Origin of the sequence: Cupriavidus sp. D39, assembly GCF_026627925.1 — a bacterium.
GTDB classification, from domain to species: Bacteria; Pseudomonadota; Gammaproteobacteria; order Burkholderiales; family Burkholderiaceae; genus Cupriavidus; species Cupriavidus ulmosensis.
This window is the reverse complement of sequence record NZ_JAPNLE010000009.1, coordinates 3,155,677-3,178,360: the sequence shown is the minus strand read 5'-3', so window position 1 is coordinate 3,178,360 and position 22,684 is coordinate 3,155,677. Positions and strand designations below refer to the sequence as shown.

The window sequence follows — 22,684 nt, the reverse complement described above, 5'->3', positions numbered from 1 at the left end:
GGCTGGCCAGGTCGAGGAGGGAGCGCTCAATGCTCCTGGTTTTCACGGATCGTCAGCACTGCCAGGATGGTCACGGCACCGCAGGCCATCATGTAGAAGGCGGGCGCCATCGGGTTGCCGGTCTTGGCCAGCATCCAGGTGACGATGAACTGGCAGGAGCCGCCGAACACCGTCACGCCCACCGCGTAGATCACCGACAGGCCGCTGGCGCGCACGTTGGCCGGCAGGAGCTCCATCATCATCAGCAGCATCGGCGTGGAGCCCAGGTAGACACTGGCGGTCAGCAGAGCGGACAGCGACAGCACCAGCGGCACGCTCGGGTAATGGGTCATCAGCCAGAACGCCGGATAGAGGCACACCAGCGTAAAGGCCATCGAGCCCAGCACCAGCGGCTTGCGTCGCGGCAGACGGTCGGCCAGGGTGCCGGCCACCAGCGACATCACCAGGCACACCACACCCGTCACGCAGCCCGACAGCAGCGACAGCGACGGCGGCAGATGCAGTTCGCGGATCATGTAGGTGGGCATGAAATAAACCACCAGATAGGTGGCGACCGTGCCGCCGATAATGGTCAGGATGCCCTTGACCACGGTGCCGCCATGCTCGCGGAACAGCGTGCCGAGCGGGCTCGGCGCATGCGCCTCGGCCGTGTGCGTCTCGTCCAGGTGAGAGCGGATATACAGCCCCACCGGCGCGATCAGCAGGCCCAGCACGAAGGGCACGCGCCAGCCCCAGCTTTCCAGCGAAGCCTGCGGCAGCACGCCATAAAGGATGGCTGCCGTAAGCGCGCCCAGCGTCGCCGCGATGCCCTGGCTGCCGAGCTGCCAGCTGACGCGAAAGCCACGGCCCTTGAGGCCGCCGGCCTCCATCAGCATGGCGGTGGAAGCGCCAATCTCGCCACCCAGGGAAAAGCCCTGCAGCAGGCGCCCGGCCACGATCATCACCGGCCCGAACAAGCCAGCGAACGCGTAGGTCGGGGCGAAGGCCAGGCACATCGTGCCAAGCACCATCAGGCCGATGGTCAGCGTCATCGCCGCCTTGCGGCCATGGCGGTCAGCGTAGTTGCCGATCACGAAGCCGCCCAGCGGCCGCATCACGAAGCCGATGCCGAAGGTCGCCACCGCCAGCAGCAGCGAGCCATATGCGCTGTCGGACGGAAAGAACAGCTTGCCGATCAGCAGCGCGAAGAAGCTGTAGACGGTGAAGTCGTACATTTCCAGCGCATTGCCGATCGAGCACGCAGCGATCAGGCGGGACTGGCTCTGGCGCGCCGGGCTTGCGGGCGCGGCCTGGGAAGGGGCCAGCGAGGGCGCCGCAGGCAGGGTGGCATCGTTCATGTCGGTTTCTCCACGAACTGGTTGAGGGGGACGTGGAGACCGGCGGTTGCCTGGCATCCATCGCGGGGAAGGTGGGGACTCCCTGGCGATGAAGTATTGAGGCAAACACGGCAAGCCAAAAATCATATATTTTCATCTTGATAACCAAATGGCATCGCCGTCATAACCAGGACTGCGCCGCTATCGGTACAAGTACCGAGAACCCTTGTGCCATGGGGCATTCGCGGCGCAGGGCCGGGTACGCGCGGCAGTGCCGCCAACGGCGCTCGCGCACGGCGCCGGGGCGGGCCGCACCGTTGCGGGGCGTCCGGGAAAACCCGAAAAGGAGAAGCCAAAGATGAAGCTGCAGCAACTACGCATCCTGCTGGCGGTGGCCCAGCACGGCAGCATCCACGAAGCCTCGCGCAGCCTTCATGTGTCGCAGCCGGCGCTGTCCAAGGCGATCGCGGAACTGGAGCGCGAGCTTGGCGTCACGCTGATGTCGCGCTCCGTGCGCGGCATCAGCCTCACCGCCTACGGCGTGGCGCTGGTCAAGCGCGCCAGCCTGGTGGAGCAGGAACTGCGGCATGCGCTGGAAGACATCGAAGCCATCCGCGGCCACGCCGACGCACAGCTCAACATCGGCTTCACCGCGGTGGCCTCCAGCGGCCCGCTGCCCGACGCCATGGCCGCATTTCGCAAGCGCTTTCCCAACGTCGCCATGCGCGGCTTCGAGCTGCGCCCGCAACAGATCCTCGAAGGGCTGCGCGAGGGCCGGCTCGACCTCGGCCTGATCTCCACCAACAGCGGCCCCGGCACCGGCGCGTTTCAGTGGGAACCGCTGTTTTCCACCGGCATGTCGCTGGCGGTGCGCGCCGGCCATCCGCTGCGGCGGGTACGCCGGCTGCGTCCCCTGCTCGACGCCGACTGGCTCGTGCTCGACCCGCTCGACGACCCCGGCAGCCCGCTCGCCAGCCTGATGCGCCTGCACCGGCTCGACATGCCCAAGCGCGTGGTGCAGAGCGCCTCCAACCTGCTCGGCCTGCAACTCGCCACGCGCACCGACCTGATCAGCATGTGGTCGGACTTCGTGTTCGACGGCACCGGCCCGCTGCGGCTCGATCCCTCGTCACTGGCACGGCTGCCGATCAGCGACGAACTCCCCGAGTTCCGCGTGTTCCTCGTCTACCGCTCGGAAGACCTGATGACTCACGCCTGTGCCGAGTTCAGCAAGGAGGTGCGGCACGGCGCGCAAGCCATGCCGCGAGGGCGGCCCGCGGTGCGCGCGGGCAGGTGAGTGCAGTGATGAATGGCCTGAGCGCTTGATTCAGGGCAGTACTTGCCTGGTCACGCATGCCACATGGCACGCCATCGAACGACCGTGCCACCCACGGCAAAAACTACACCATCAAACCGTTCACCATCAAAGCCCGCTAGACAAAACCACACTCCCCACTCATACCCCCACCCAAATCGCCCTCATAGCCCCCAGCACATGCCTCCCGCCTCCAAATGCGCCACAATGACGCCCAGGAGACACACAGCATGGACAAGCTAAAACAGATCGAAGCCTTTATCGCCGTCGTCGAACACGGCAGCATGGCTGCCGCCGCGCTGACGCAAGGGGTGACGCCGGTGATGATCGGGCGTCGCATCAATGCGCTGGAGGCGCGCATCGGCGTGAAGCTGCTGCACCGCTCGACGCGGCGCATCGTGGTGACGGAGCAGGGCGCGGCATTCATGGAGCAGTGCAAGAAGGCGCTGGCGGACCTTGACCGTGCCGAGATGCTGATCGCCGAAGGCAAGCACAAGGCGACCGGCCACCTGATCGTGTCGGCGCCGGCGGCGTTCGGGCGCAAGCATGTGGCGCCGCATGCGCCGGCGTTCCTGGCGGCGAATCCCGAGGTGCAGATTTCCTTCAACCTGACCGATCGCGTGGTGGACCTGGTGCGCGAGGGCTATGACGTGGGCATCCGCATCGGCGGGGCCATCGACCCGAACTTTGTTGCCATCAAGCTGGCGACCAACAAGCGGGTGGTGTGCGGCACGCCCGCGTATTTCGCGCGCCATGGCGTGCCACAGACGTTGGACGATCTCGCGCAGCATAACTGCCTGGCCTTCAACCTGCAGGGCGGCCAGCAGCGCGGCTGGTACTTCCAGCAGGATGGCAAGACCGTCACGGTGCGTGTGAGCGGCAACCTCGATTGCAACGATGGCGAGTTGCTGCATCGCTGGACCGGCGAGAGCCTGGGGCTGGGCTGGCGCTCCACCTGGGAGATCCTGCCGCAGCTGGAGAGCGGCGAGTTGATCACCGTGCTGGACGAGTACGCGCTGCCGGATTACGACATCCTTGCCGTGTACCCGCAGCAGCGGCCGGTGCCGGCCAAGATCCGCTTTTTATCGAACACCTGAAGGCGGCGTTCGCGGTGCCGGGCTACTGGACCGGTCGGCAAGGACGATGATGGCAGCCTGGCTCGCGGACGCCATCGTCCTGTTTCACCTCGCCTTTATCGTCTTTGTGATGCTGGGTGGTTTGCTGGTGCTGCGCTGGCCGCGCATGGCGTGGCTGCACTTGCCGGCGGTGGCGTGGGGCGTGGTGGTGGAGTGGAGCGGGTGGATCTGCCCGCTCACCCCGCTGGAAAGCGCGCTGCGCCTGCGCGCGGGGCAGCAGGCCTACGGCGGGGATTTCGTGCAGCACTACGTGCTGGCGCTGATCTATCCCGAGGGCCTCACGCGGGAGATCCAGATCGTGCTCGGGGCCGTGGTGCTGGCGCTCAACCTGGCGGTCTACGTGGCACTCTTTCGCCGGATGCGGCGCCAGCGGACGCGTCAGGACGCCTGAGCGCACAAAACGCAACGCAGCAACCGGCCCGGCGCCACGCAACGCTACGACGCCGGCTTGAACGACGGTGCCCGCTTTTCCATATTGGCGATCACTGCTTCGCGCTGGTTGGCGCCGCCGATCAGCCGGTCCTGCTCGACCGATTCGGCCAGCAGGATGGCGGCGCCGTCGCCGTGCTCGCTCACCTGCATCAATCGCTTGGCGGCGCGGATTGCGTCCGGGCTGCGGCCGGCGATATCGCGCGCGGTGGCCAGCGCGGCTGCGCGCGGATCTTCCACCACGGCAGTGGCCAGGCCCAGCGCGCAGGCTTCTTCGCCGGTGACGATGCGGCCGCTGTAGATCAGCTCGCGCAGGCGGTCGGGGCGCACCAGGCCGCGCATCAGCAGCATGCCGGCCATGTCGGGCACCAGCCCCCACTTGATCTCCATCACCGACAGGCGCGTGTCCGCGGTGACATAGCGCAGGTCCGCGCCGAGCGCGACCTGCAAGCCGCCGCCGAAGGCCACGCCATGCACGGCGGCAATCACCGGCACCGGCAATTCGCGCCACACCATGCAGGCAAACTGCGGGCGGTTGGAGATGCCATGGGTGCGCGCCGCGAGCCGGCCTGCGGCGATGGCGTCGCCCTGGCCGCCTCCCAGCCCGGCCATGCTCTGCATATCGAGCCCGGCGCAAAACGCGCGGCCTTCGCCCGATAGCACCACCGCGCGCAAGTCCGGCTCGCGCGCGAGAAGCTGGCCGGCGTCGATCAGCGCGTCGAACATGGCGGGGTCGAGCGCGTTCATCTTGTCGGGCCGGTTGAGCCTGACCTCGGCCACGCCGTCTTCGATGGTCAGGACGATGCGTTCGCTGCTGGTGTTCATGTTGCGTTGCTCCTTGCTTGATTGGGATCCTGCGCTGTAGGCAGGACGTAGTCCTTGAATTGTTCCCGCAGCTTCACCTTGAGCAGCTTGCCGGTCGCGGTGTGAGGCAGCGAATCGACAAAGGCGACGTCGTCGGGCACCCACCATTTGGCGACGCGCGCCGCGAGATAGTCGAGCAGTTCGGCGGCGCTCACGTCCTTGCCGGGCCGGCGTACCACCACCAGCAGCGGGCGCTCCTGCCACTTGGGATGCGGCACGCCCACGACGGCGGCTTCCGCCACGGCGGAATGGCCCATGGTGGCGTTTTCAAGGTCGATGGAGGAGATCCATTCGCCGCCTGACTTGATCACATCCTTGGCGCGATCCACCAGCTGCACATAGCCATCCGCATCGATATTGGCGACGTCGCCGGTGTCGAACCAGCCGTCGGCGTCGAGCGCGTCATGCTCTGCCTTGAAGTACGCGGAGGCGATCCACGGCCCGCGTACCTTGAGCCGGCCAAAGGCGTGGCCGTCGTGCGGCAGCGCATTGCCCTGGTCGTCCTCAATGCGCAGGTCCACGCCCCACAGCGCGCGGCCTTGCTTGAGCTTGATCTTCAACTGGTCTTGCGTGCCGAGCGCCTGGTGCTTGGGCAGCAAGGTGCTGATCACGCCGATCGGGCTGGTCTCCGTCATGCCCCAGCCCTGGACGAAACGCGCGCCGAACTGTTGCTCGAAGCGCTCGATCATCGCCGCCGGCGCGGCCGAGCCGCCCACGCCGGCGAGCTTGAGCCCGAGCGAGCGCGGATCGATCTCGGGATGCGCGTCGAGGTACTGGAACAGCATCAGCCACACCGTGGGCACCGCGGTGGAGAAGGTCACGCGCTCGTCGCGCAGCATGCGGTAGACGTTTTCGCCATCCAGGTGCTGGGCGGGCAATACCATCTTGGCGCCCGTCATGGCGCAGGCGTAGGGCATGCCCCATGCGTTGGCGTGGAACAGCGGCACGACCAGCAGGATCGCGCTGTCCACGTTGACGCCAAAGGTGTCGAACGCGCAGGCCTTGAGGCTGTGCAGCACGGTGGAGCGATGCGAATACAGCACGCCCTTGGGGTTGCCGGTGGTGCCCGATGTGTAGCAAAGCGACGACGCAGTGCGCTCGTCGAATTGCGGCCATGCGTAGTCCTCGCTGCCGGCCTCGACCAGGTCCTCGTAGCACAGCAGGTTGGGCAGCTTGCCGGCAAGATCGAGCGCGTCGGTGCCGGCGCGATCGGTCATCGCCACGTAGTGCGTGACGGTGGACAGGCGCGGCGCGAGCTGCGCCACCAGCCGCGCGAAGCAGGGGTCGAAGAAGAGCACGCGGTCTTCCGCGTGATTGATGATGTAGTCGATCTGCTCGGGGAACAGGCGGGGATTGACAGTATGCAGCACCACGCCCGCGCCCGACACGCCAAAGTACAGCTCCAGGTGGCGGTGCGTGTTCCACGCCAGCGTGCCGACGCGGTCGCCTTGCTCGATGCCGAGTCCGCCGAGTCCGGTGAGCGCACTGGCGACCCGCTTTGCGCGGCGGTGCACCTGCGCGTAGTTGGAGCGCACCGTGCCGCCATCGATCGTGCGCGACACGATCTCCTGCAGCGGGTGGTACTGCGCGGCGTACTCGATCAGTGAGGAAATCAGCAACGGACGGTCTTGCATGAGGCCTAGCATGATGCGCGTCTCCTGGTTTCGAAGCGTGGTGCGATGCGAAGTCGGTGATAGCGGGAGACGGATCGTTTCTGCGAGCGCCCGCCCTCTCCCCGTCCCCTCTCCCACAAGTGGGCACGGGGAGCAAACCGGTCAGCGGCCCTTGAAGGCCGGATTGCGCTTTTCCAGGAACGCCGCCACGCCTTCCTTGAAGTCCTCGCTGCGCGATGCGCGCGACTGCAGCGTGGCCTCGCGCTCGAGCTGCGCCGGCAGGTCGCTCTCCAGGCTGGCGTTGAGCGCTTCCTTGATCAAGCCGTAGGCAAAGGTGGGCATCTGCGCCAGGTGGGCGGCCAGCTTGGCGGTCTCGGCCGGCAGGGCGTCGTCCTCATGCACCTTCCACACCAGGCCGATGCGATGCGCTTCTTCCGCGTCGATCTTCTCGGCCAGGATGGCGAGCGCGCGCGCCCGCATCTCGCCCGCGTAGCGGGGAAGGAAATAAGTGCTGCCGGCATCCGGCACCAGCCCGATCTTGGAGAACGCCTGCAGGAACGATGCCGAGCGCGCGGCCAGCACCACGTCGCCGGCCAGCGCCAGGCTCATGCCTGCGCCGGCCGCTACGCCGTTGACCGAGGTGATGACAGGCTTGGGCATATTGCGCAGCGCCAGGATGATCGGGTGGTAGCGCTCGCGCAGCAGCGCGCCCGAATCCTGCAGCCCGGGCTCGCGCCCGGCCAGGTCGGCGCCCGCGCAAAAGCCGCGGCCATTGGCGGTCAGCACCACCGCGCGCACGGCCTCGTCCTGCGCGGCGCGCTCGACGGCGGCGCGCAGCTCGATCATCAGCGCGCTGTTGAGCGCGTTGAGCACGTCGGGGCGGTTCAGGGTGATGGTGGCCACGCCTTCGGCGGCGTGATAGAGCACGGGGGATGTCACTGGAGTCTCCTTGTCGTAGGTGTGGGAATGCATGCGTGCTTGAATGTGCGGAAAGCTACGCGGCTCAGGCCGCCTTGCCCGGCGCCTTGGGCGGATGCAGCGCATCGGCCGACGCGTCGCCCAGCTTGCTGCCACCATCGCAGTCGACGATGGTGCCGGTGATATAGCGTGCGTTGCCGGTGGACAGGAACAGCGCGGTATTGGCGATATCGTCCTTGTCGCCGTAGTCGCGCAGCGCCAGGCGTGCCTTGAAGCGCGCCTCCATCTCGGGAGTGGGCGCGAGCCGCGCCATGCCTTCGGTGCCGGCGATGGGGCCGGGCGAGATGCCGTTCACGCGTACGCCGGCCGGGCCCCACTCCATTGCCAGGCACTTCACCAGCATATTGATGCCGGCCTTGGCGGCGCACACATGGGCCTGGAACATCATCGCGTTGACCGCCTGCGGCGCGGTGATGGCGATCAGCGAGGCGCCCGGCGCATTGAGGAAGGCAAAGCAGGCGCGAAAGACATTGAAGGTGCCGATCAGGTCGATGTCCACCACGGTCTTGAAGCCGTTGGCGGACATGCCCAGCGCCGGCGCGACAAAGTTGCCGGCCGCGCCCGAGATCACGATGTCGATCGGGCCGAGTTCGTCGCGCGTGCGCGCGAGTGCCGCTTCCACCGCGGCGTAGTCGCGCACATCGGCCGCCATGCCAATAGCGCTGCCACCGGCATCAACGATGCTGGCCGCCGCCGCGGCAATGCGCTCGGGGTCGCGGCTGACCAGCGCCAGGCTGGCGCCCGCCTTGGCGAAGTGCCGGGCGATGCCCAGGTTGATGCCGGACGAGGCGCCGGCGATGAACACGACCTTGCCGGCCAGGACGTCGTCTTTGAACGCGTTGGACATGGGTTTCCCTCCCTGGGATGGGTTGGATGATGAAAGCGGATGGCCCGGCACGGGAGTCGGGCGGGAAGATCAGTCGCGCCCGCGCTGGCGCACGGATGGCGGGACCGTCAGGGACGGCAAGGCGGGGAACAGGATGGTGAGGGCAGGCTCTGGCGATGCCACGGACGTCGCCACCGGACGGCTGGAACGGGTCATGTCTGTCTCCTGGCTTTATCTTTTAAGCGGCCTCTGACTTGGGCCACCGACATCCTACTCCGAAGACGGGATTCGATCACGCGCGGATCTGGCAATGGTGGCGCGCGCGGCGCGCAAAGAAAAAGCCCGCACCCAGGCCGGCGTGCGGGCTGCCGTCCGCGATGGACGGGCCAGTGTGTCATGAAGCGCGCCCCCGCAGCTTCATGACAAGGTCGATGATGGCGCAAAGGCGCGTGGCGCGCCTTGACCTGGGTCAACGCCAGCTCAGGCGCCAGGTCAGGCGCGCGGCTGCATGCCAGGCTCAGGCCAGCAGCGCCGTCACCAGGTCCTTGCTGCGCGCGGCGGGGACCTGCTCGAAATGCAGCGCCGCTTCGACATGGTTCAGGTGTTCCACCATCAGCGTCACCGCGCGCTCGGTGTCGCCTGCGCGGGCCGCCTCAATGAACTCGCGATGCTCATCCGACGAGCAGGCGGCGTCGCGGCGGGACTGGTACAGCATGGTGATCACCGCGCTGCGCAACGACAACTCCTGCAGCATGCCCGTCAGCACGCCATTGCCCACTACCTCCGCCAGCATGATGTGGAAATCGCTGAGCAGGCGGGTGCGCACATGCGCATCGCTGCCGCCCAGCGCCTTTTTCTCGGCGACGAGGTGCCGGTCGATGCGCTTGTAATCTGCGGCGGTGGCGCGCGCCACAAACTCGCGCGCCAGGGCCGCCTCCAGGATGCGGCGCACCGCGAACACTTCGCGCGCCTCCTCGGCGCTGGGCTTGGCCACGAAGGCGCCTTTGTCCGGCACGATCTGGATGAGCTTGTCCTTGGACAGCATCAGCAGCGCCGCGCGCACCTTGGTGCGGCTGACGCGGTAGACGCTGGCCAGGGCCTCTTCGCGCAGCTTGGTGCCAGGCGGCAGGCGGTGCGAAACGATGGCCGCGACGATGTCTTCGGCGATCGCTTCGGCGGTCATGGCAGGGTCGATATGCTCAGGCATGGTTGCGCACTTGCGCAGCGTCTCGTGGGAGGAATGCCGAGATTCTAGCGCCCCGCGGCCGCGCCGGGCAGCGGGGATGCCCCGGGGTGGCCGCGACGGCCTCGTGAGGCGCCGGGGCAAAGCCCGCTTCGAGGTCGCTGGCGTCGATCTTGCCGTTGAGCACATCGTGGGCGCGCGCCCGGTCGATGTCCTTTTCCCAGGCGGCTACCACCACGGTTGCCACGCAGTTGCCGATCAGGTTACCGACGGCACGGGCGATGCCGATGAACCAGTCGACCGACAGCACCAGCACCAGGCCGATGGCGGGAATCGCAGGGTGGGCCGACAACGTGGCCGCCAGGATCACGATGGCCGAGCCGGGAATGCCGTGCGCGCCCTTGGACGTGACCAGGGCGACGGCCAGGATGCCGAGCAGGTCGCCCAGCGCCAGCGGCGTATTGGTGGCCTGGGCGATAAACACCGCGGCCAGCGTCAGGTAGATCGAGAAGGCGTCGAGATTGAAGGAATAGCCGGTGGGGATCACCAGGCCCACCACCGATTTCTTGATGCCCATGAACTCAAGCTTCTTCATGATCTGCGGCAGCACGCTGTCGGACGACGCGGTGCCCAGCACCACCAGCAGTTCGGCGCGCAGGTAGCGGATCAGCTTGATTACCGAGAAGCCGCACAGGCGCATCACGGTCCCCAGCACCACCAGCACGAACAGGGCCACGGCGCCGTAGAACACCACCACCAGGTAACCGAGCTGCTTGAGCGAGCCGATGCCGTACTTGCCCACGGTGAAGGCCACCGCGCCCAGCACGCCCAGCGGCGCCAGCTTGATGATGAAGCCCATCATCTTGAACAAGGTGTGCGAAAAGGTGTCGATCATCGATACCAGCGGCCGCCCGCGCTCGCCTACCAGCGACAGCGCGCAGCCGAACAGGATCGAAACCAGCAAGACCTGCAGCACGTCGCCGCTGGCGAACGCACCCATGATCGTGCTGGGAATCAGCTTGAGCAGGAAGTCCACCATGCCCGCGCTCTTGACCTTGGCGGCGGTGTCCACGTAGGCGGACATGGCCGAGGCGTCGAGCGAGGCCGGGTTCACGTTCATGCCGGTGCCGGGGTGGAAGATATAGGCCAGGGCAATACCCAGCGCTAGCGCGATGGTGGTGACCACTTCGAAATACAGCACCGCCTTGATGCCGACCCGGCCCACCTTCTTCAGCTCGCCAGCGCCACAGATGCCTGCCACCACCACGCAGAACACGATCGGGCCAATCAGCATCTTGATCAGCTTGATAAAGGCATCGCCAAGCGGCTTGAGCTTGGCGGCGAACTCGGGAAAGAACAGGCCGAGTGCGGTGCCCAGCACCAGGGCGATCAAGACCTGGCCAAACAGGGAACGGGTAAAGCGGATGAAAGCGGACTGGGGGCGGCCGGAAGCGGGCCGTAGGGGGCTGCTGGGTGCATCGTTGTCTCCATGCGGACACGTCCAGGTCTGTGGCTGGCGCGTCCTGTCATTGCTGCAGGAATTGCCGGCTGCCCGCTTGCGGGAAGGCCGGCCTGACGTGCCGGGCGCGAAAGCCGGGTGAGGGCTGCGGCGCTTCGTGGATTGGCCCTCCTGTTGGAGCGGAATCCACGCAACTCGCTGTCCGGATCGGATTGTCCGCAGCGAATTGTCGTAACGTGGAAGCCAATATAGTGCATATCATTTTTGTATGCAATTTTTGAATTCACTGTGCTACCATGAATCGCACAGAATAGAGCTCTCGAACGAGAGTCGCGGCGCCCCTGGGACTTTCCCTAGGCACCGGCCCGGCACCAGCGCGGTGCCGCTGGCGCGGGGCTTGCATGATCCGGCGCCACCGCATTCGCGCACTTCCAGCAGGAGACACGCATGGCAGCAACCCTCAAGCCCGCTACCGAAACCGGGGCGCGGATCATGGCCTGGGCCGATACCCTGGCCGTCCACACCGAGCAGCCCGGCATGCTCACCCGCACCTATCTCACCGAGGCTCACCACGGCGCCGCCGCGCAGCTCGCCGAGTGGATGCGCGAAGCCGGCATGACAGTGCGCCGCGACGCCGCCGGCAACGTGATCGGCCGCTACGACGGCACCACGCCCGATGCGCCCGCGCTGCTCACCGGCTCGCACTTCGACACCGTGCGCGATGGCGGGCGCTATGACGGCAACCTCGGCGTGATCCTGCCGATTGCCTGCGTGGCGGAGTGGCACCGCCAGGGCAAGCGCTTCCCGTTCGCCATCGAGGTGGTTGGCTTTGCCGAGGAAGAGGGCGTGCGCTTCAAGGCCACGCTGCTGGGCAGCCGCGCCATTGCCGGCACCTTCGACACCAATGTGCTCGACAACGTGGACGATTCGGGCAAGACCATGCGCGAAGTGATGCACGCGGCAGGTTTCGATCCCGCCGGGCTGCCGGCCGCCGCGCATTCGCGCGAGCAGGTGCTGGCGTTCGTGGAAGTCCATATCGAACAAGGCCCGGTGCTGCTCAATGAAGGGCTGTCGCTGGGTGTCGTGACCGCGATCTCCGGCGCGAGCCGCTTCATCGTGGAACTGGAAGGGCTGGCCGGCCACGCCGGCACCGTGCCGATGGACATGCGCCGCGACGCCGCCATGGCTGGCGCCGAGGTCGGCCTGTTCATCGAGCGCCGCTGCGGCGGCCTGCCCGGACTGGTCGGCACGATCGGCCAGTTCAACGTGCCCAACGGCGCCGCCAATGTGGTGCCGGGCCGCGCGGTCTTCTCCATCGACATCCGTGCCGGCGAAGACGCCGTGCGCCAGGCTGCCGTCAACGACGTGCTGGCGGAAATCGAGCGCGTGTGCGCCCGCCGCAATGTGCGGGTGCAGATCCGCAAGACCCACGAGGCCGTCAGCGTGCCATGCGCGCCCTGGCTGCAAACGCAATGGGCGGATGCCATCGCCCGCCAGGGGCTGCCTGTGCGGCACCTGCCTTCCGGCGCCGGCCATGACGCCATGGCCATTGCGGCCATTGCCGATGTGGCGATGCTCTTTGTGCGCTGCGGCAACGGTGGCATCAGCCATCACCCTACCGAAATCATGACCGCGGAGGACGCCGCCAGCGCGGCCGCCGTATTCAGCGATTTCGTCGAGCATTTCGACAAGCACTCCGCGCGGCAGCAGTAAAGCGCCCGCATCCGTCATCCTGAGAGACTTAGACTTTTTCGAGAATAACCATGACCGCAAGAGACAACGTGAACCCGCTGCAGACCACGCTCACCAACTACATCGACGCCCAGCGCCCCGCGCAGGAAGCCTTCCTGGCCGAGCTGGTCAAGGTACCTTCGGATAACCCGCCGGGCGACTGCGATGCGCACGGCGCGCGCGCCAAGGTGCTGCTGGAAGGCCTGGGCTTCAAGGTCGAAGCGCACAAGGTGCCGGACGAACTGGTCAAGGCCGCCGGCATGATCAGCGCCACCAACCTGCTGGTGCGCAAGACCTTCGGCACGGGCGGCCCGACCATCGCCATGAACGCGCACGGCGACGTGGTGCCCCCGGGCCTGGGCTGGACCAAGGACCCGTACGGCGGCGAGATCGCCGACAGCGAGCACGGCCCGGTCATGTACGGCCGCGGCGTGGCCGTGTCCAAGTCGGACTTCGCCACCTACACCTACGCCGTGCTGGCGCTGATGGAAGCCGAGAAGCAAGGCGCCAAGCTCAACGGCACGCTGGAACTGCAATTCACCTACGACGAGGAAACCGGCGGCGACATCGGTCCCAAGTTCCTGCTCGACCAAGGCCTGAGCAAGCCCGACTACGCCATCTCGGCGGGCTTCTCCTACGGCATCACCTCGGCCCACAACGGCTGCCTGCACGTCGAAGTGACGGTCAAGGGCAAGCAAGGCCACGCCGCCATGCCGCACACCGGTGTGGACGCGATCGAGGCCGCCACCCACATCCTGCAAGCCATCTACGGCCTGCGCGCCGAACTGGCCACGCGCAAGTCGAAGACGCTGGGCATCGATACCGCCACGTTGAACGTTGGCCTGATCAAGGGCGGCATCAACACCAACGTGGTGCCGGACCTGGTGACCTTCCGCGTCGATCGCCGCATGATCCCCGAGGAAATCGGCTTCGACGCCGAAGGCGAGCTGCGCGCCGTGGTCGAGAAGGCTGCCAAGGATCGTCCGGGCATCGAGGTCAAGGTCGAGCGCATCATCCTGGCCGAGCCGCTGTCGGAACTGCCGGGCGTGGAAAAGCTGATCGGCGCCCTGAAGGGCCGCGCCGAGGAAGTGTTCGGCGTGGAGATTCCGGTGCAAGGCGTGCCGCTCTACACCGATGCCCGCCACTACACCAAGTACGGCATCCCCACCGTGCTGTACGGCGCCGGCCCGCGCACGCTGATGGAAGCCCGCGGCCACAACTCGGACGAGAACCTGCGCCTGAACGACCTGAACCGTGCCACCAAGGTGGTGGCGCTGGCGCTGTCGGACCTGATCGGTTGATGGAAGTGTGAAGGTTCCAGGGCGGATTCAAGCCTTGGGGCCAGAGGAGGGGGCGGGCGCTCGCTGCGCTCCCTCGTCAGCCTTGATCGCAAGATCATGCACCGGATGAATACCGATATTAGCCATGATTTACTGAAAATTCTTTCCAGGAATTAATCGCCGTAAATCGACTGTCTGCCAGCTTGCGCTGGCCAGGCTTCACGCCCTGGCCGCGCGCTCCACCGGCGGCGTCTCCTCGCCATCCCCCAGCGGCCGCTGCATCAACACCGTATCGATCCACTGCCCGTGCTTGAAGCCGACGGATTGCAGCCTGCCGATGGTGCGAAAGCCCACCCGTTCGTGCAACGCCAGCGAGCCCGCGCCTTCTCCGCTGGCGGTGCAGGCCACCACCGCCACCATCTGCCGCCACGGGCCGCTCTCGCAGCGCGACACCAGCGCGGCTAGCAGCGCCAGGCCGAGGCCCTGGCCCCGGTAGCGCTCGTCGATATAGACCGAATCCTCGACGGCAAAGCGGTAGGCGCTGCGCGTGCGGTAGGCGGACGCATAGGCGTAACCCAGCACCTCGCCGCCGCGCTCGGCCACTAGGTAGGGCAGGCCCTGGCGTTTCACCTCGGCATGGCGCAGGCGGATGTCGTCCACGCCTGGCTCGACTTCCTCGAACGACGCGCGGCCGTGGCGCACATGGTGCGCGTAGATGGCCTGGATGGCGGGGATGTCCGCGCCGGTGGCGTCGCGGATCGACAGACTGGCGCAGGCCTGGACGGCGACGGTGGCATTGGCCACGGCCATCGGCGTGGCGGAGGCGGCGCTGAGTGTGGCGAGAGGGGCGTTCATGATGCTGGCGCGGCGAGTGGTCTGGACAGGTGGGCCGGATCGAGCGTAGTCGATGCCGGAGGAAAAGCGAAATAGGGATGGAAGCCGTGTTGCAGCAAGTTGCCCCGCAGCAGGCAAGGGCCGGGGCACGCCGCAACCTTACCTTGCGCCGATGCTATAAAGGAAGCTTCGCTGACTTATGCGGCGCATAAAAATTCTTTGTGATGCGGCATCTCAATCCCGACTTCCTGCAGGCCTTTTCGCTGGTTTGCGATCTTGGCAGCTTTTCGGCGGCTGCCGAGCGCCTCGGCTTGAGCCAGCCGGCGGTCAGCCTGCAGGTCCGCCAGCTTGAGCAGCGCTATGGCCTGCGCCTGCTCGAACGGGTGGGACGCCATGTGCTGCCCACCGCAGCCGGCGAGGATCTGCTGGCGCACGCGCGCGGCGTGGCCGGGGCGCTGGCCGCCGCCGACGACAGCATGGCGCGCCACGCCGGCGGGGTGATCGGCCGGGTGCGGCTGGGCACCGGCGCCACCGCCTGCATCTACCTGCTGCCGGCGGTGCTGCGCGACCTGCGCCGCGCCATGCCGGCGCTGGAGATCGTGGTCAGCACGGAAAACACCGGCGAGGCGCTCAAGGGGTGGAAGACAACGCCCTGGACCTGGCCTTCGTGACGTTGCCTGCCTCCGGCCGGATGTTCGACATCACGCCGGTGCTGGAAGACCCGTTCGTGGCGATCGGCCCGGCCGACGACGCTCCGCTGCCCGCCACAGTGACGCCGGCCGATCTGGCCGGCAGGCCGCTGGTGCTGTTCTCGCCCGGCGGCAATACGCGCCGGCTGGTGGACGAATGGTTCCTGCGCGCCGGCATCAGCGCGCGCCCGGTGATGGAGCTTGATAGCGTCGAGGCGATCAAGGAGCTGGTCGGCGCCGGGCTGGGTTACTCAGTGCTGCCGGGCATGGCGTTGCCGCCAGGCCAGCCGCGCGCGCGGATCGCCGTGCGCCCGCTTGCCCCGCCGCTGGCGCGCACGCTGGCGCTGGTGCTGCGCCACGACAAGCCGCTGCGCGCAGGGCTGCGCGCCACCGTGGCGGCCCTGCTACGGCTTGCGCCCGAAAAGGAAAGCCCGCCTTGAGCTGATATGCCACCTCTCGGGGGCATGCGGGCAGGCAGCGCCGCTTGTATAGTGCGGGTTTCAGCCCCGGAACCGGACGGGCCAGGGGCATCAGTCGAACCAGGAGTACCGCCATGATCACCATCTATCACAACCCCCGTTGCTCGAAATCGCGTGAAACCCTCGCGTTGGTCGAGGCAGCCGCCGGCCGGCTGGGCGAGCCCGTGGCGATCGTGGAATACCTGAAGACGCCGCCCACGCTGTCCACGCTCAAGCAGCTCCATACCATGCTGGGCGTGCCGGTGCGCGAGATGGTGCGCAACAACGAGGCGCCTTACAAGGAGCTGGGCCTGGCCGATCCGGGCCTGACCGATGCCGAGGTGCTGGGCGCGGTGGCCGACCATCCCATCCTGCTGCAACGCCCGCTGGTCGTGCGCAACCGCCGCGCCGCCATCGGGCGTCCGCCGGAGAACGTCGCCCCCTTGCTGGCCTGAGCCGGCACCGGCAGCGCACCCGCAAACCTTGGCCCCAGAATAAAACCGGCCCCCACCTAGGTGGGGGCCGGCCCGGTCAGGGAGGCTGATTTGCTTCAGGCGGGTCGTCTAATGAACACCCAGCCAGTGCATGGCCTCCTGGCCGAAAGCGATTGCCGCCAGGACCACCAGCAGGATCACCAGCGTCACCGCGCTCACGTAGACCGTGGCCTTGGCGACTTCGGCGTCTTCCTCCAGGGAATGCGGGCGGGTGGACTCGCGCGAAGATGGCGTCGCGTGCGGCCAGTGCAACCGGCCGACCATATGGCGCAAGTGCAGGTCGGGATGGAAACGCATGGGCGACACCTCCTGGGCGTGGCTCGCGAGGCCGTGTAAGCCGTATATGGCGTGGCACCGCGGCAGCCCTGAGACAGGGTGGGTTCGGATGCCATATACGTCTTAACTATAGCTGGCGCCACACAGGATGCGAAGCTGGCGCAGGTGGCCGCCGGCAATCTGCCGGCGAGCAGGCTCAGGCTGCCGGGGTGGCCGGCGATGCATCGCCTTCGGACGCGGCCTTGGCAGCAGCATCGGTGGCGGCCAGCGTGGCCTGCCGCGCGCGCAGCTCCGCGAGCATGTTGCAGAACAGCGCGCCTTGCTCCAGCGCATCGTCCAGCGCCACATGGGTGTGCGGCAGCGGGTCCTTCCATGCGGCGGGCAACGCCGGCTTGACGGTCCTGCGGTAGGGCAGCCCGGTCATGGCGAACCCCAGCGTCTTGATGTCGAGCGCGGCCCAGCCAAACGGCGAGCGGCCGGCAAAACGCATCATGTACCAGAACATCCAGGTGAAATCGAAGCCAGCCGGAAAGGCCACGAAGACCGGCTTGCCGGGCAGGCTTTCCACCCACTCCACATAGCGCACCATGGCCCGCTCGGGTGGCTCCAGGTCTTTCCGGCAGGCGGCCCAGGCTTCCGGCTGGGTTTGCCACCACTGCATCTGGGCCGGATGACCGGCGGCGCCCGGCAGCGTTTCCAGGTTGGCCGAGAAGGTGCTCAGCACGGTCTTGTCCGCCAGCATGGCGGCGGAGGCAAACGACAGCATGGAGTGCGGCCCCGGGATGGGGCCGTCGGCCTCCACGTCGGTGCTTACATAGATTTCGGGACGGGTGTCAGGTGCCTGTCGTTTGGCCATGTCCTGCCTTGGGAATGAAGTCCGGGGAAAGCGGGTTGCGGGCTTAGTCCACTTGGCCACTAGCCCACATCAATCAGGTGGTCCGCCACGTACGGGTTGTTCTTGCGCTCCTCGCCAAAGGTGGAGACCGGTCCGTGGCCGGGCACAAAGGTGACGTCTTCGCCCAGCGGCCACAGATGGGTGCGGATCGAGCGGATCAGGTCGGCGTGGTTGCCGCGCGGAAAGTCGGTGCGGCCGATCGAGCCGGCGAACAGCACATCGCCCACGATGGCGAGCCGGTTGGCGCGCGAGAAAAACACCACGTGGCCGGGCGTGTGGCCCGGGCAGTGGTAGACCTCCAGCGTCTCGTTGCCGAACTGCACGGTGTCGCCCGTGTCCAGCCAGCGCTGCGGCTCGAAGACCTCGGCGTGGCCAAAGCCGAAGCGGCGCGTTTGCTCCGGCAATTGCTCGATCCAGAAACGCTCTTCCTCGTGCGGCCCCTCGATCGGGATCCCGAGTTCGCGCGAGAGCGAGGCGGCGCCCGCGCAATGGTCCACATGGCCGTGCGTGAGGAAGATCTTCTCCAGCGTCACGCCGTGCTCCTTGACCGCGGCATGGATGCGGTCAAGGTCGCCGCCGGGATCGGTCACCGCGGCGCGGCCGGTGGTCTCGTCGATCAGCAGCGCGCAGTTCTGCTGGAAAGGCGTCACGGGAATCAGTAGGACTTGCATGGAGTGGAATTCGGGAGGGGAATACGGGACGCCGCGAGCGCCTGATGCGCCACAATTGGCGCAGCCGCCGGCGGGCCCGCGATTGGAATAGTCCTCGCATTGTAGCGTCGGGCACACTGGAACGTGCTGCGCGAGGCAGCGCGGCAAAGACATCAAGCCATGCGGGCATCACACCCGTGAAAGCCTTGCCAGGACTGGCATTGCGCCCCACAGCCGCCGAATCGGGTACGGTTTTTACCGTCTGTTACAGACAATTCGTAACATAATCAAGGGCCATAGGTGTAACTGCGTGATGCTAGACTCCCGCGATGCCTTGGTTAGCCCCCTATCTTTCCCGCCCCGGGCGGATCGTCCGCCTGTGCCTGCACGCTTCGTGCGCGCTGGCGCTGGCCGCCTGTGCGATCCCGCCGGCGGATCAATCGCAGGAGGGCGCGCCCACCGCCGCCACCCCGGAAGCGCAAAGCCCGCCAAGCCGGGCAAAGCGGCAAAGGGCGCACCTACGGACCAAGCCCAGAAAGACAACGGCAACGGCTGGGGCCTGTTCCGCTGGGGCAGCAGCGATTCGCTGGGCGAAGGCAGGGGCCAGGGATCGTTGGAAGGCCTGCGGCCCGATCTCGGTTCCTACGAGCAGCGTGGCATGGCGTCCTGGTATGGCAAGGGCTTCCATGGCCGCAAGACCGCCAATGGCGAGCGCTTCGACATGCGCGCGATGACCGCCGCGCATCCCTCGCTGCCGCTCGATAGCTGGGTGCTGGTGCGCAACCTGCGCAACAGCAAGGTAGCGGTTGTTCGCATCAACGATCGCGGGCCATATCACGGCAACCGCGTCCTCGACGTGTCCTACGGCGCCGCCAAGCGACTCGGTTTCACCGAGCACGGCTCGACCCAGGTGGAGATCCGGCGCCTGTCGCGCTCCGAGGTGGCAGCGCTGGGGCCGCAGATCGCGCCAAGCGACGACGATGCGGGCGACGGCGGCGACGATGCCTACACCGGTTCCGAACTGGCCGACAACCCGGCCAAGCCAGCGCGCACGGCACGCAAAACGCGCAAGCCGGCGAGCACCAAGCGCAAGAGCCGCTGAGCCGGGGCGCGGACCATGCAGCCAAGCCAGGTCCGCGACGCCGTCGGCGCCAGCCTCACTCTCCAGTTCGATTTACTCCGTGGTTTCGTCGTCGGCGCTGTCTTCGGCGCGCTGGGCCAGCGCCAGCCGGTACAGCGCATCGGTCGGGGCGCCGGTAATGGCGGCGGCAAGCTTGGCGGCCCGCTTGGCCGGCAACTCGGCCAGCAGCAGGCCCAGCACCTGCTGGGCGCGGGCGTCGGGCAGGCCTGCCTCCGCCGCCACGGGCGATGCGCCTTCCACCACCAGCACGAACTCGCCCTTGGCGCGCGACGGATCGGCGGCCAGCCAGGCCGGCGCCTCGCTCACGGGCAGCACCTTGATTTCCTCGAACAGCTTGGTCAGCTCACGGCCGATCAGCAGCCGCCGGCCGGCCGGCAGCGCAGTGGCCAGCGCCGCCAGCGTGTCAGCGATGCGGTGCGGCGCCTCATACACCACCCAGGCATGGTCCAGCGTGGCCAGCCCGGCGATGGCGTCGGCGCGCGCACGCGCCTTGGGCGGCAGGAAGCCGGCAAAGGTGAAGCGGCCGTCACCGCTGTCGAGCATCGCGCCCGCCACCGACAACGCCGCCACCGTCGCGCTCGGGCCGGGCAGCGGCACCACCGCGTGGCCGGCGGCGCGGGCCGCTTCCACCAGCCGTGCGCCCGGATCCGAGATGCCGGGCGTGCCCGCATCGGACACATAGGCAATGCGCTCGCCGGCCGCCAGCCGCGCGTTGATGCGCTCGGCCGCTTCGCGCTCGTTGTGCTCGTGCACCGCCAGCAGCGGGCGGTGCAGCCCCACGCGCGTGAGCAGTTGCCCGGTATTGCGGGTGTCCTCGCAAGCCACGGCGTCGACCAGGCCGAGCACGTGCAGCGCCCGCAGCGAGAGATCGGCCAGGTTGCCGATCGGGGTGGCAACCACATACAGGGTGCCGGACGGGTAGGACTGGCCGGCCGCCAGGGAGATCCAGTCAGTCATGCTTGAGAACTTCCGTTGAAACCATCATTCAAATCCACGATGTCGCCGACGCAGGCGCGGGGAGCCCGGGCCGAGTCGCGCGCGCTGGACTACCTGGAGGGGCAAGGCCTGGCGCTCGTGGTTCGCAATTATCGCTGCAAAGGCGGCGAGATCGACCTGATCATGCGCGAGGCCGACGGCACGCTGGTCTTTGTCGAGGTGCGCCAGCGTGCCAGCCGCGCCTATGGCGGCGCGGCAGCCAGCGTCACGCCGGCCAAGCAGCGGCGCGTCCTGCTGGCGGCGGCGCATTACCTGGCCGCGCAGGCAGGGCAGGGCTTTGAGCCGCGCTGCCGGCTGGATGTCGTCGCGCTGGAGCCGGGCCGGCTCGAATGGATCCGCGATGCGTTCGATGCCGGCGCGGCGCAATGAAGCGGCAGGCAGCCCGGACGCCTGCGTCATAATGCGCGGTATCTTGCGGCGCATGCCGTATTTGAAAAGCGTTTGAAAACAAGAAGGCCAATCGAGCCATGCATATCGATAGCATCCAGCAGCATTTCCTTGACAGCGCGGAGACCAAGCGCCAGGCCGCCGCCGTGATGGCGCCGCACATCGCCGCGGCGATCGAACGCCTGGTGGGCGCGCTCACCAGCGGCAACAAGATCCTGGCGTGCGGCAACGGTGGGTCCGCCGCCGATGCCCAGCATTTCGCGGCCGACCTGATCGGCCGCTTCGAGCGCGAGCGCCCGGGCCTGGCGGCGATCGCGCTGACCACCGACAGCTCCATCCTCACCGCCATCGGCAACGACTACGATTTCAGCGTGGTGTTTTCCAAGCAGGTGGAAGCGCTCGGCCAGCCGGGTGACGTGCTGCTCGCCATGTCCGTCTCCGGCAACGCCGCCAACGTGATCGCCGCGGTGCTGGCCGCCAAGCAGCGCGACATGAGCGTGGTGGCGCTGACCGGCCAGGGCGGCGGCGAGCTCGCCGGCCTGCTCGATGAGTTCGACGTCCACCTGTGCGTTCCCAGCGAGCGCGCGGCGCGCATCCAGGAAGTGCACCTGTTGACCCTGCATTGCCTGTGCGACGGCATCGACGAAGCGCTGCTGGGCGAGGGGTGAGGCCTGCGCCCACCCAAGCCTGCCGCGCGGTGCTGCCGCCTTTTGCCACCACCGCCCTTTTTTGCCTCACCGCTTTCAGCAAGGACCGCATGACGACTCTGCCCAACTCGCGTGAATCCCGCGCCGCCCGGCTGACCGGGCACCTGCCACGCCTGGCCCGCACTGCCACCATGGTGGCGGCCCTGACCGTCGCGGCCACGCAGCTCGCCGGCTGCTTCCCGGTCATCGCCGCCGGCATGGCAGGCGGCGTGACCATGGCCACCGACCGTCGGCCTACCGCCACCCAGACCATCGACCGCGGCCTGCAGCTCGAAGCCGAGAACACCCTGAACTCGCGCTACAACGGCCAGGCCCGCGTGAGCGTGTCGGTCTTCAACCGCAAGGTGCTGCTGACCGGCGAAGCCAAGGACAACACGGTCAAGCAGCAGATCGACCAATACGTAAAGGGGCTGCCCAATGCGCGCGAGGTGGTCAACGAGCTTGAGATCGTCTCGTCGCCGTCGTTCGTCACGCAGAGCCAGGACGCCTTTATCACCAGCAAGGTCAAGACCATGCTGGTCACCGCGGATGGCGTGCCCTCGAACTCGATCAAGATCGTTACCGAGAAGGGCGTCGTCTACCTGCTCGGCGTGGTCACGCCGCCCGAGGGCGAGCGCGCCACCGATGTGGCGCGCAATGCCAGCGGCGTGGCCAAGGTGGTCAAGGCATTCGACTACGTGACCGAAGCCGAGGCCGCCAGGCTCGACGCAGCCTCCACCGGGCGGACCGCACCGCCAGACGCAGCGCCCGGCACACCCGCGCCGGTGCAGTCGGCGCCCGCCGCCACCGACGCTACGACCAGCCCGGTAACATCGCCCGTGGCCTCGCCGGTGGCATTGCCGCCCGGCCGCAACCTGCCCTGAACGCACCGGCGCGAAAAGCCGGGCCAACGGGCTCCGGCTTTTCGCGCAGTGCCGTCTCGCCTACTCTGCCTACGCTGCCTACGCTGCCTACGCTGCCCGCGCCTGGCAGCAGCCGGCGCAGTTCGATCTGCGGATTTCGCATCACATGCGCGCGCTGCGCTGTG

The 22,684-nt window shown here is 67.5% G+C and carries 21 protein-coding genes and 3 pseudogenes; 11 read left to right on the top strand and 13 right to left on the bottom strand.

From position 1 onward, the window contains the following. Nucleotides 1–26 precede the first annotated feature (26 nt). Entirely contained in the window at nucleotides 27–1,337 is a 1,311-nt protein-coding gene (locus OMK73_RS27025; RefSeq protein ID WP_267604705.1) for an MFS transporter, read from the bottom strand. Between the two features lie 337 nt (nucleotides 1,338–1,674). On the opposite strand from OMK73_RS27025, the gene OMK73_RS27020 reads away from it, so the two are divergent. The 3 genes and pseudogenes from OMK73_RS27020 to OMK73_RS27010 all read left to right on the top strand — a co-directional run bounded on the left by OMK73_RS27020 (nucleotide 1,675) and on the right by OMK73_RS27010 (nucleotide 4,158). Beyond that, a complete protein-coding gene (locus tag OMK73_RS27020) occupies nucleotides 1,675–2,613 on the top strand; it encodes a LysR family transcriptional regulator (RefSeq protein WP_267604704.1) in 939 nt (312 codons plus the stop codon). Between the two features lie 248 nt (nucleotides 2,614–2,861). Beyond that, a pseudogene (locus OMK73_RS27015) lies at nucleotides 2,862–3,778 on the top strand (LysR family transcriptional regulator). Further along, nucleotides 3,775–4,158 carry a DUF2784 domain-containing protein gene (locus tag OMK73_RS27010; protein ID WP_267604703.1) on the top strand — a complete coding sequence of 128 codons (384 nt, stop codon included), beginning with the start codon at nucleotides 3,775–3,777 and terminating at the stop codon, nucleotides 4,156–4,158. The pseudogene OMK73_RS27015 and the gene OMK73_RS27010 overlap by 4 nt, the downstream one beginning before the upstream one ends. A gap of 44 nt (nucleotides 4,159–4,202) precedes the next feature. On the opposite strand, the gene OMK73_RS27005 is transcribed toward OMK73_RS27010, so the two are convergent. From OMK73_RS27005 to OMK73_RS26975, 7 genes and pseudogenes are all read right to left on the bottom strand, one after another. Beyond that, nucleotides 4,203–5,021, bottom strand: coding sequence for a crotonase/enoyl-CoA hydratase family protein (locus OMK73_RS27005; protein ID WP_267604702.1), 819 nt, complete (start codon nucleotides 5,019–5,021; stop codon nucleotides 4,203–4,205). After that, nucleotides 5,018–6,706, bottom strand: coding sequence for a long-chain-fatty-acid--CoA ligase (locus OMK73_RS27000; RefSeq protein ID WP_267604701.1), 1,689 nt, complete (start codon nucleotides 6,704–6,706; stop codon nucleotides 5,018–5,020). Before OMK73_RS27000 ends, OMK73_RS27005 begins: the two co-directional genes overlap by 4 nt. A gap of 129 nt (nucleotides 6,707–6,835) precedes the next feature. After that, nucleotides 6,836–7,612, bottom strand: coding sequence for an enoyl-CoA hydratase-related protein (locus OMK73_RS26995; protein WP_267604700.1), 777 nt, complete (start codon nucleotides 7,610–7,612; stop codon nucleotides 6,836–6,838). 64 nt (nucleotides 7,613–7,676) lie between these two features. Continuing rightward, nucleotides 7,677–8,498, bottom strand: coding sequence for an SDR family oxidoreductase (locus tag OMK73_RS26990; protein WP_267604699.1), 822 nt, complete (start codon nucleotides 8,496–8,498; stop codon nucleotides 7,677–7,679). 69 nt (nucleotides 8,499–8,567) lie between these two features. Next, on the bottom strand, nucleotides 8,568–8,693 hold the full coding sequence (locus tag OMK73_RS26985) for a hypothetical protein (protein ID WP_267604698.1): 126 nt from the start codon (nucleotides 8,691–8,693) through the stop codon (nucleotides 8,568–8,570). A 301-nt stretch (nucleotides 8,694–8,994) separates the two neighbouring features. Then, nucleotides 8,995–9,684: a GntR family transcriptional regulator gene (locus tag OMK73_RS26980; protein ID WP_267604696.1), complete on the bottom strand. Its 690-nt coding sequence runs from the start codon at nucleotides 9,682–9,684 to the stop codon at nucleotides 8,995–8,997. Between the two features lie 44 nt (nucleotides 9,685–9,728). Further along, nucleotides 9,729–11,139, bottom strand: a pseudogene (locus OMK73_RS26975) (C4-dicarboxylate transporter DctA). 427 nt (nucleotides 11,140–11,566) lie between these two features. Here OMK73_RS26975 and OMK73_RS26970 point away from each other — a divergent pair. After that, nucleotides 11,567–12,832, top strand: a complete 1,266-nt coding sequence (locus OMK73_RS26970) for an allantoate amidohydrolase (RefSeq protein WP_267604695.1) — start codon at nucleotides 11,567–11,569, stop codon at nucleotides 12,830–12,832. Between the two features lie 50 nt (nucleotides 12,833–12,882). Beyond that, the gene (locus OMK73_RS26965; RefSeq protein ID WP_150992545.1) at nucleotides 12,883–14,151 is read left to right on the top strand and encodes a M20/M25/M40 family metallo-hydrolase; all 1,269 of its coding nucleotides are present in this window, start codon (nucleotides 12,883–12,885) and stop codon (nucleotides 14,149–14,151) included. Between the two features lie 198 nt (nucleotides 14,152–14,349). On the opposite strand, the gene OMK73_RS26960 is transcribed toward OMK73_RS26965, so the two are convergent. Continuing rightward, entirely contained in the window at nucleotides 14,350–14,940 is a 591-nt protein-coding gene (locus OMK73_RS26960) for a GNAT family N-acetyltransferase (RefSeq protein ID WP_267606528.1), read from the bottom strand. A gap of 248 nt (nucleotides 14,941–15,188) precedes the next feature. Here OMK73_RS26960 and OMK73_RS26955 point away from each other — a divergent pair. Next, a pseudogene (locus OMK73_RS26955) lies at nucleotides 15,189–16,093 on the top strand (LysR family transcriptional regulator). Between the two features lie 113 nt (nucleotides 16,094–16,206). Next, complete coding sequence (gene arsC, locus OMK73_RS26950; protein WP_267604693.1) at nucleotides 16,207–16,566, top strand: arsenate reductase (glutaredoxin); 360 nt, start codon at nucleotides 16,207–16,209, stop codon at nucleotides 16,564–16,566. 108 nt (nucleotides 16,567–16,674) lie between these two features. Here arsC and OMK73_RS26945 read toward each other — a convergent pair whose 3' ends face one another. The 3 genes from OMK73_RS26945 to OMK73_RS26935 form a co-directional block, all read right to left on the bottom strand. Next, nucleotides 16,675–16,902, bottom strand: a complete 228-nt coding sequence (locus tag OMK73_RS26945) for a hypothetical protein (RefSeq protein ID WP_267604691.1) — start codon at nucleotides 16,900–16,902, stop codon at nucleotides 16,675–16,677. 175 nt (nucleotides 16,903–17,077) lie between these two features. After that, nucleotides 17,078–17,737 carry an exonuclease gene (locus OMK73_RS26940; RefSeq protein ID WP_267604689.1) on the bottom strand — a complete coding sequence of 220 codons (660 nt, stop codon included), beginning with the start codon at nucleotides 17,735–17,737 and terminating at the stop codon, nucleotides 17,078–17,080. A gap of 59 nt (nucleotides 17,738–17,796) precedes the next feature. Further along, the gene (locus tag OMK73_RS26935; protein WP_267604688.1) at nucleotides 17,797–18,447 is read right to left on the bottom strand and encodes an MBL fold metallo-hydrolase; all 651 of its coding nucleotides are present in this window, start codon (nucleotides 18,445–18,447) and stop codon (nucleotides 17,797–17,799) included. A gap of 358 nt (nucleotides 18,448–18,805) precedes the next feature. Between OMK73_RS26935 and OMK73_RS26930 the strand changes: the two genes are divergently transcribed. Then, complete coding sequence (locus OMK73_RS26930) at nucleotides 18,806–19,528, top strand: septal ring lytic transglycosylase RlpA family protein (RefSeq protein WP_267604687.1); 723 nt, start codon at nucleotides 18,806–18,808, stop codon at nucleotides 19,526–19,528. A gap of 72 nt (nucleotides 19,529–19,600) precedes the next feature. On the opposite strand, the gene rsmI is transcribed toward OMK73_RS26930, so the two are convergent. Next, nucleotides 19,601–20,524, bottom strand: a complete 924-nt coding sequence (gene rsmI / locus OMK73_RS26925; RefSeq protein ID WP_267604686.1) for a 16S rRNA (cytidine(1402)-2'-O)-methyltransferase — start codon at nucleotides 20,522–20,524, stop codon at nucleotides 19,601–19,603. A gap of 39 nt (nucleotides 20,525–20,563) precedes the next feature. On the opposite strand from rsmI, the gene OMK73_RS26920 reads away from it, so the two are divergent. The 3 genes from OMK73_RS26920 to OMK73_RS26910 all read left to right on the top strand — a co-directional run bounded on the left by OMK73_RS26920 (nucleotide 20,564) and on the right by OMK73_RS26910 (nucleotide 22,520). After that, a complete protein-coding gene (locus OMK73_RS26920) occupies nucleotides 20,564–20,932 on the top strand; it encodes a YraN family protein (RefSeq protein ID WP_267606527.1) in 369 nt (122 codons plus the stop codon). A 98-nt stretch (nucleotides 20,933–21,030) separates the two neighbouring features. Beyond that, nucleotides 21,031–21,618, top strand: coding sequence for a phosphoheptose isomerase (locus OMK73_RS26915; protein ID WP_267604685.1), 588 nt, complete (start codon nucleotides 21,031–21,033; stop codon nucleotides 21,616–21,618). Between the two features lie 89 nt (nucleotides 21,619–21,707). Next, complete coding sequence (locus OMK73_RS26910) at nucleotides 21,708–22,520, top strand: BON domain-containing protein (protein ID WP_420715583.1); 813 nt, start codon at nucleotides 21,708–21,710, stop codon at nucleotides 22,518–22,520. The last annotated feature ends 164 nt before the right edge of the window (nucleotides 22,521–22,684 follow it).

Bases quoted from the DNA above. Each gene is read 5' to 3' on its own strand.
- OMK73_RS26945 (WP_267604691.1), bottom strand. From the start codon at position 16,902: ATGCGTTTCCATCCCGACCTGCACTTGCGCCATATGGTCGGCCGGTTG.
- OMK73_RS26935 (WP_267604688.1), bottom strand. From the start codon at position 18,447: ATGCAAGTCCTACTGATTCCCGTGACGCCTTTCCAGCAGAACTGCGCG.
- OMK73_RS26965 (WP_150992545.1), top strand. From the start codon at position 12,883: ATGACCGCAAGAGACAACGTGAACCCGCTGCAGACCACGCTCACCAAC.
- rsmI (WP_267604686.1), bottom strand. From the start codon at position 20,524: ATGACTGACTGGATCTCCCTGGCGGCCGGCCAGTCCTACCCGTCCGGC.
- OMK73_RS26940 (WP_267604689.1), bottom strand. From the start codon at position 17,737: ATGGCCAAACGACAGGCACCTGACACCCGTCCCGAAATCTATGTAAGC.
- OMK73_RS27025 (WP_267604705.1), bottom strand. From the start codon at position 1,337: ATGAACGATGCCACCCTGCCTGCGGCGCCCTCGCTGGCCCCTTCCCAG.
- OMK73_RS26985 (WP_267604698.1), bottom strand. From the start codon at position 8,693: ATGACCCGTTCCAGCCGTCCGGTGGCGACGTCCGTGGCATCGCCAGAG.
- OMK73_RS27020 (WP_267604704.1), top strand. From the start codon at position 1,675: ATGAAGCTGCAGCAACTACGCATCCTGCTGGCGGTGGCCCAGCACGGC.
- OMK73_RS26920 (WP_267606527.1), top strand. From the start codon at position 20,564: ATGTCGCCGACGCAGGCGCGGGGAGCCCGGGCCGAGTCGCGCGCGCTG.
- OMK73_RS27005 (WP_267604702.1), bottom strand. From the start codon at position 5,021: ATGAACACCAGCAGCGAACGCATCGTCCTGACCATCGAAGACGGCGTG.
- OMK73_RS26960 (WP_267606528.1), bottom strand. From the start codon at position 14,940: ATGGCCGTGGCCAATGCCACCGTCGCCGTCCAGGCCTGCGCCAGTCTG.
- arsC (WP_267604693.1), top strand. From the start codon at position 16,207: ATGATCACCATCTATCACAACCCCCGTTGCTCGAAATCGCGTGAAACC.
- OMK73_RS26990 (WP_267604699.1), bottom strand. From the start codon at position 8,498: ATGTCCAACGCGTTCAAAGACGACGTCCTGGCCGGCAAGGTCGTGTTC.
- OMK73_RS27000 (WP_267604701.1), bottom strand. From the start codon at position 6,706: ATGCTAGGCCTCATGCAAGACCGTCCGTTGCTGATTTCCTCACTGATC.
- OMK73_RS26910 (WP_420715583.1), top strand. From the start codon at position 21,708: ATGACGACTCTGCCCAACTCGCGTGAATCCCGCGCCGCCCGGCTGACC.
- OMK73_RS26970 (WP_267604695.1), top strand. From the start codon at position 11,567: ATGGCAGCAACCCTCAAGCCCGCTACCGAAACCGGGGCGCGGATCATG.
- OMK73_RS26980 (WP_267604696.1), bottom strand. From the start codon at position 9,684: ATGCCTGAGCATATCGACCCTGCCATGACCGCCGAAGCGATCGCCGAA.
- OMK73_RS26915 (WP_267604685.1), top strand. From the start codon at position 21,031: ATGCATATCGATAGCATCCAGCAGCATTTCCTTGACAGCGCGGAGACC.
- OMK73_RS27010 (WP_267604703.1), top strand. From the start codon at position 3,775: ATGATGGCAGCCTGGCTCGCGGACGCCATCGTCCTGTTTCACCTCGCC.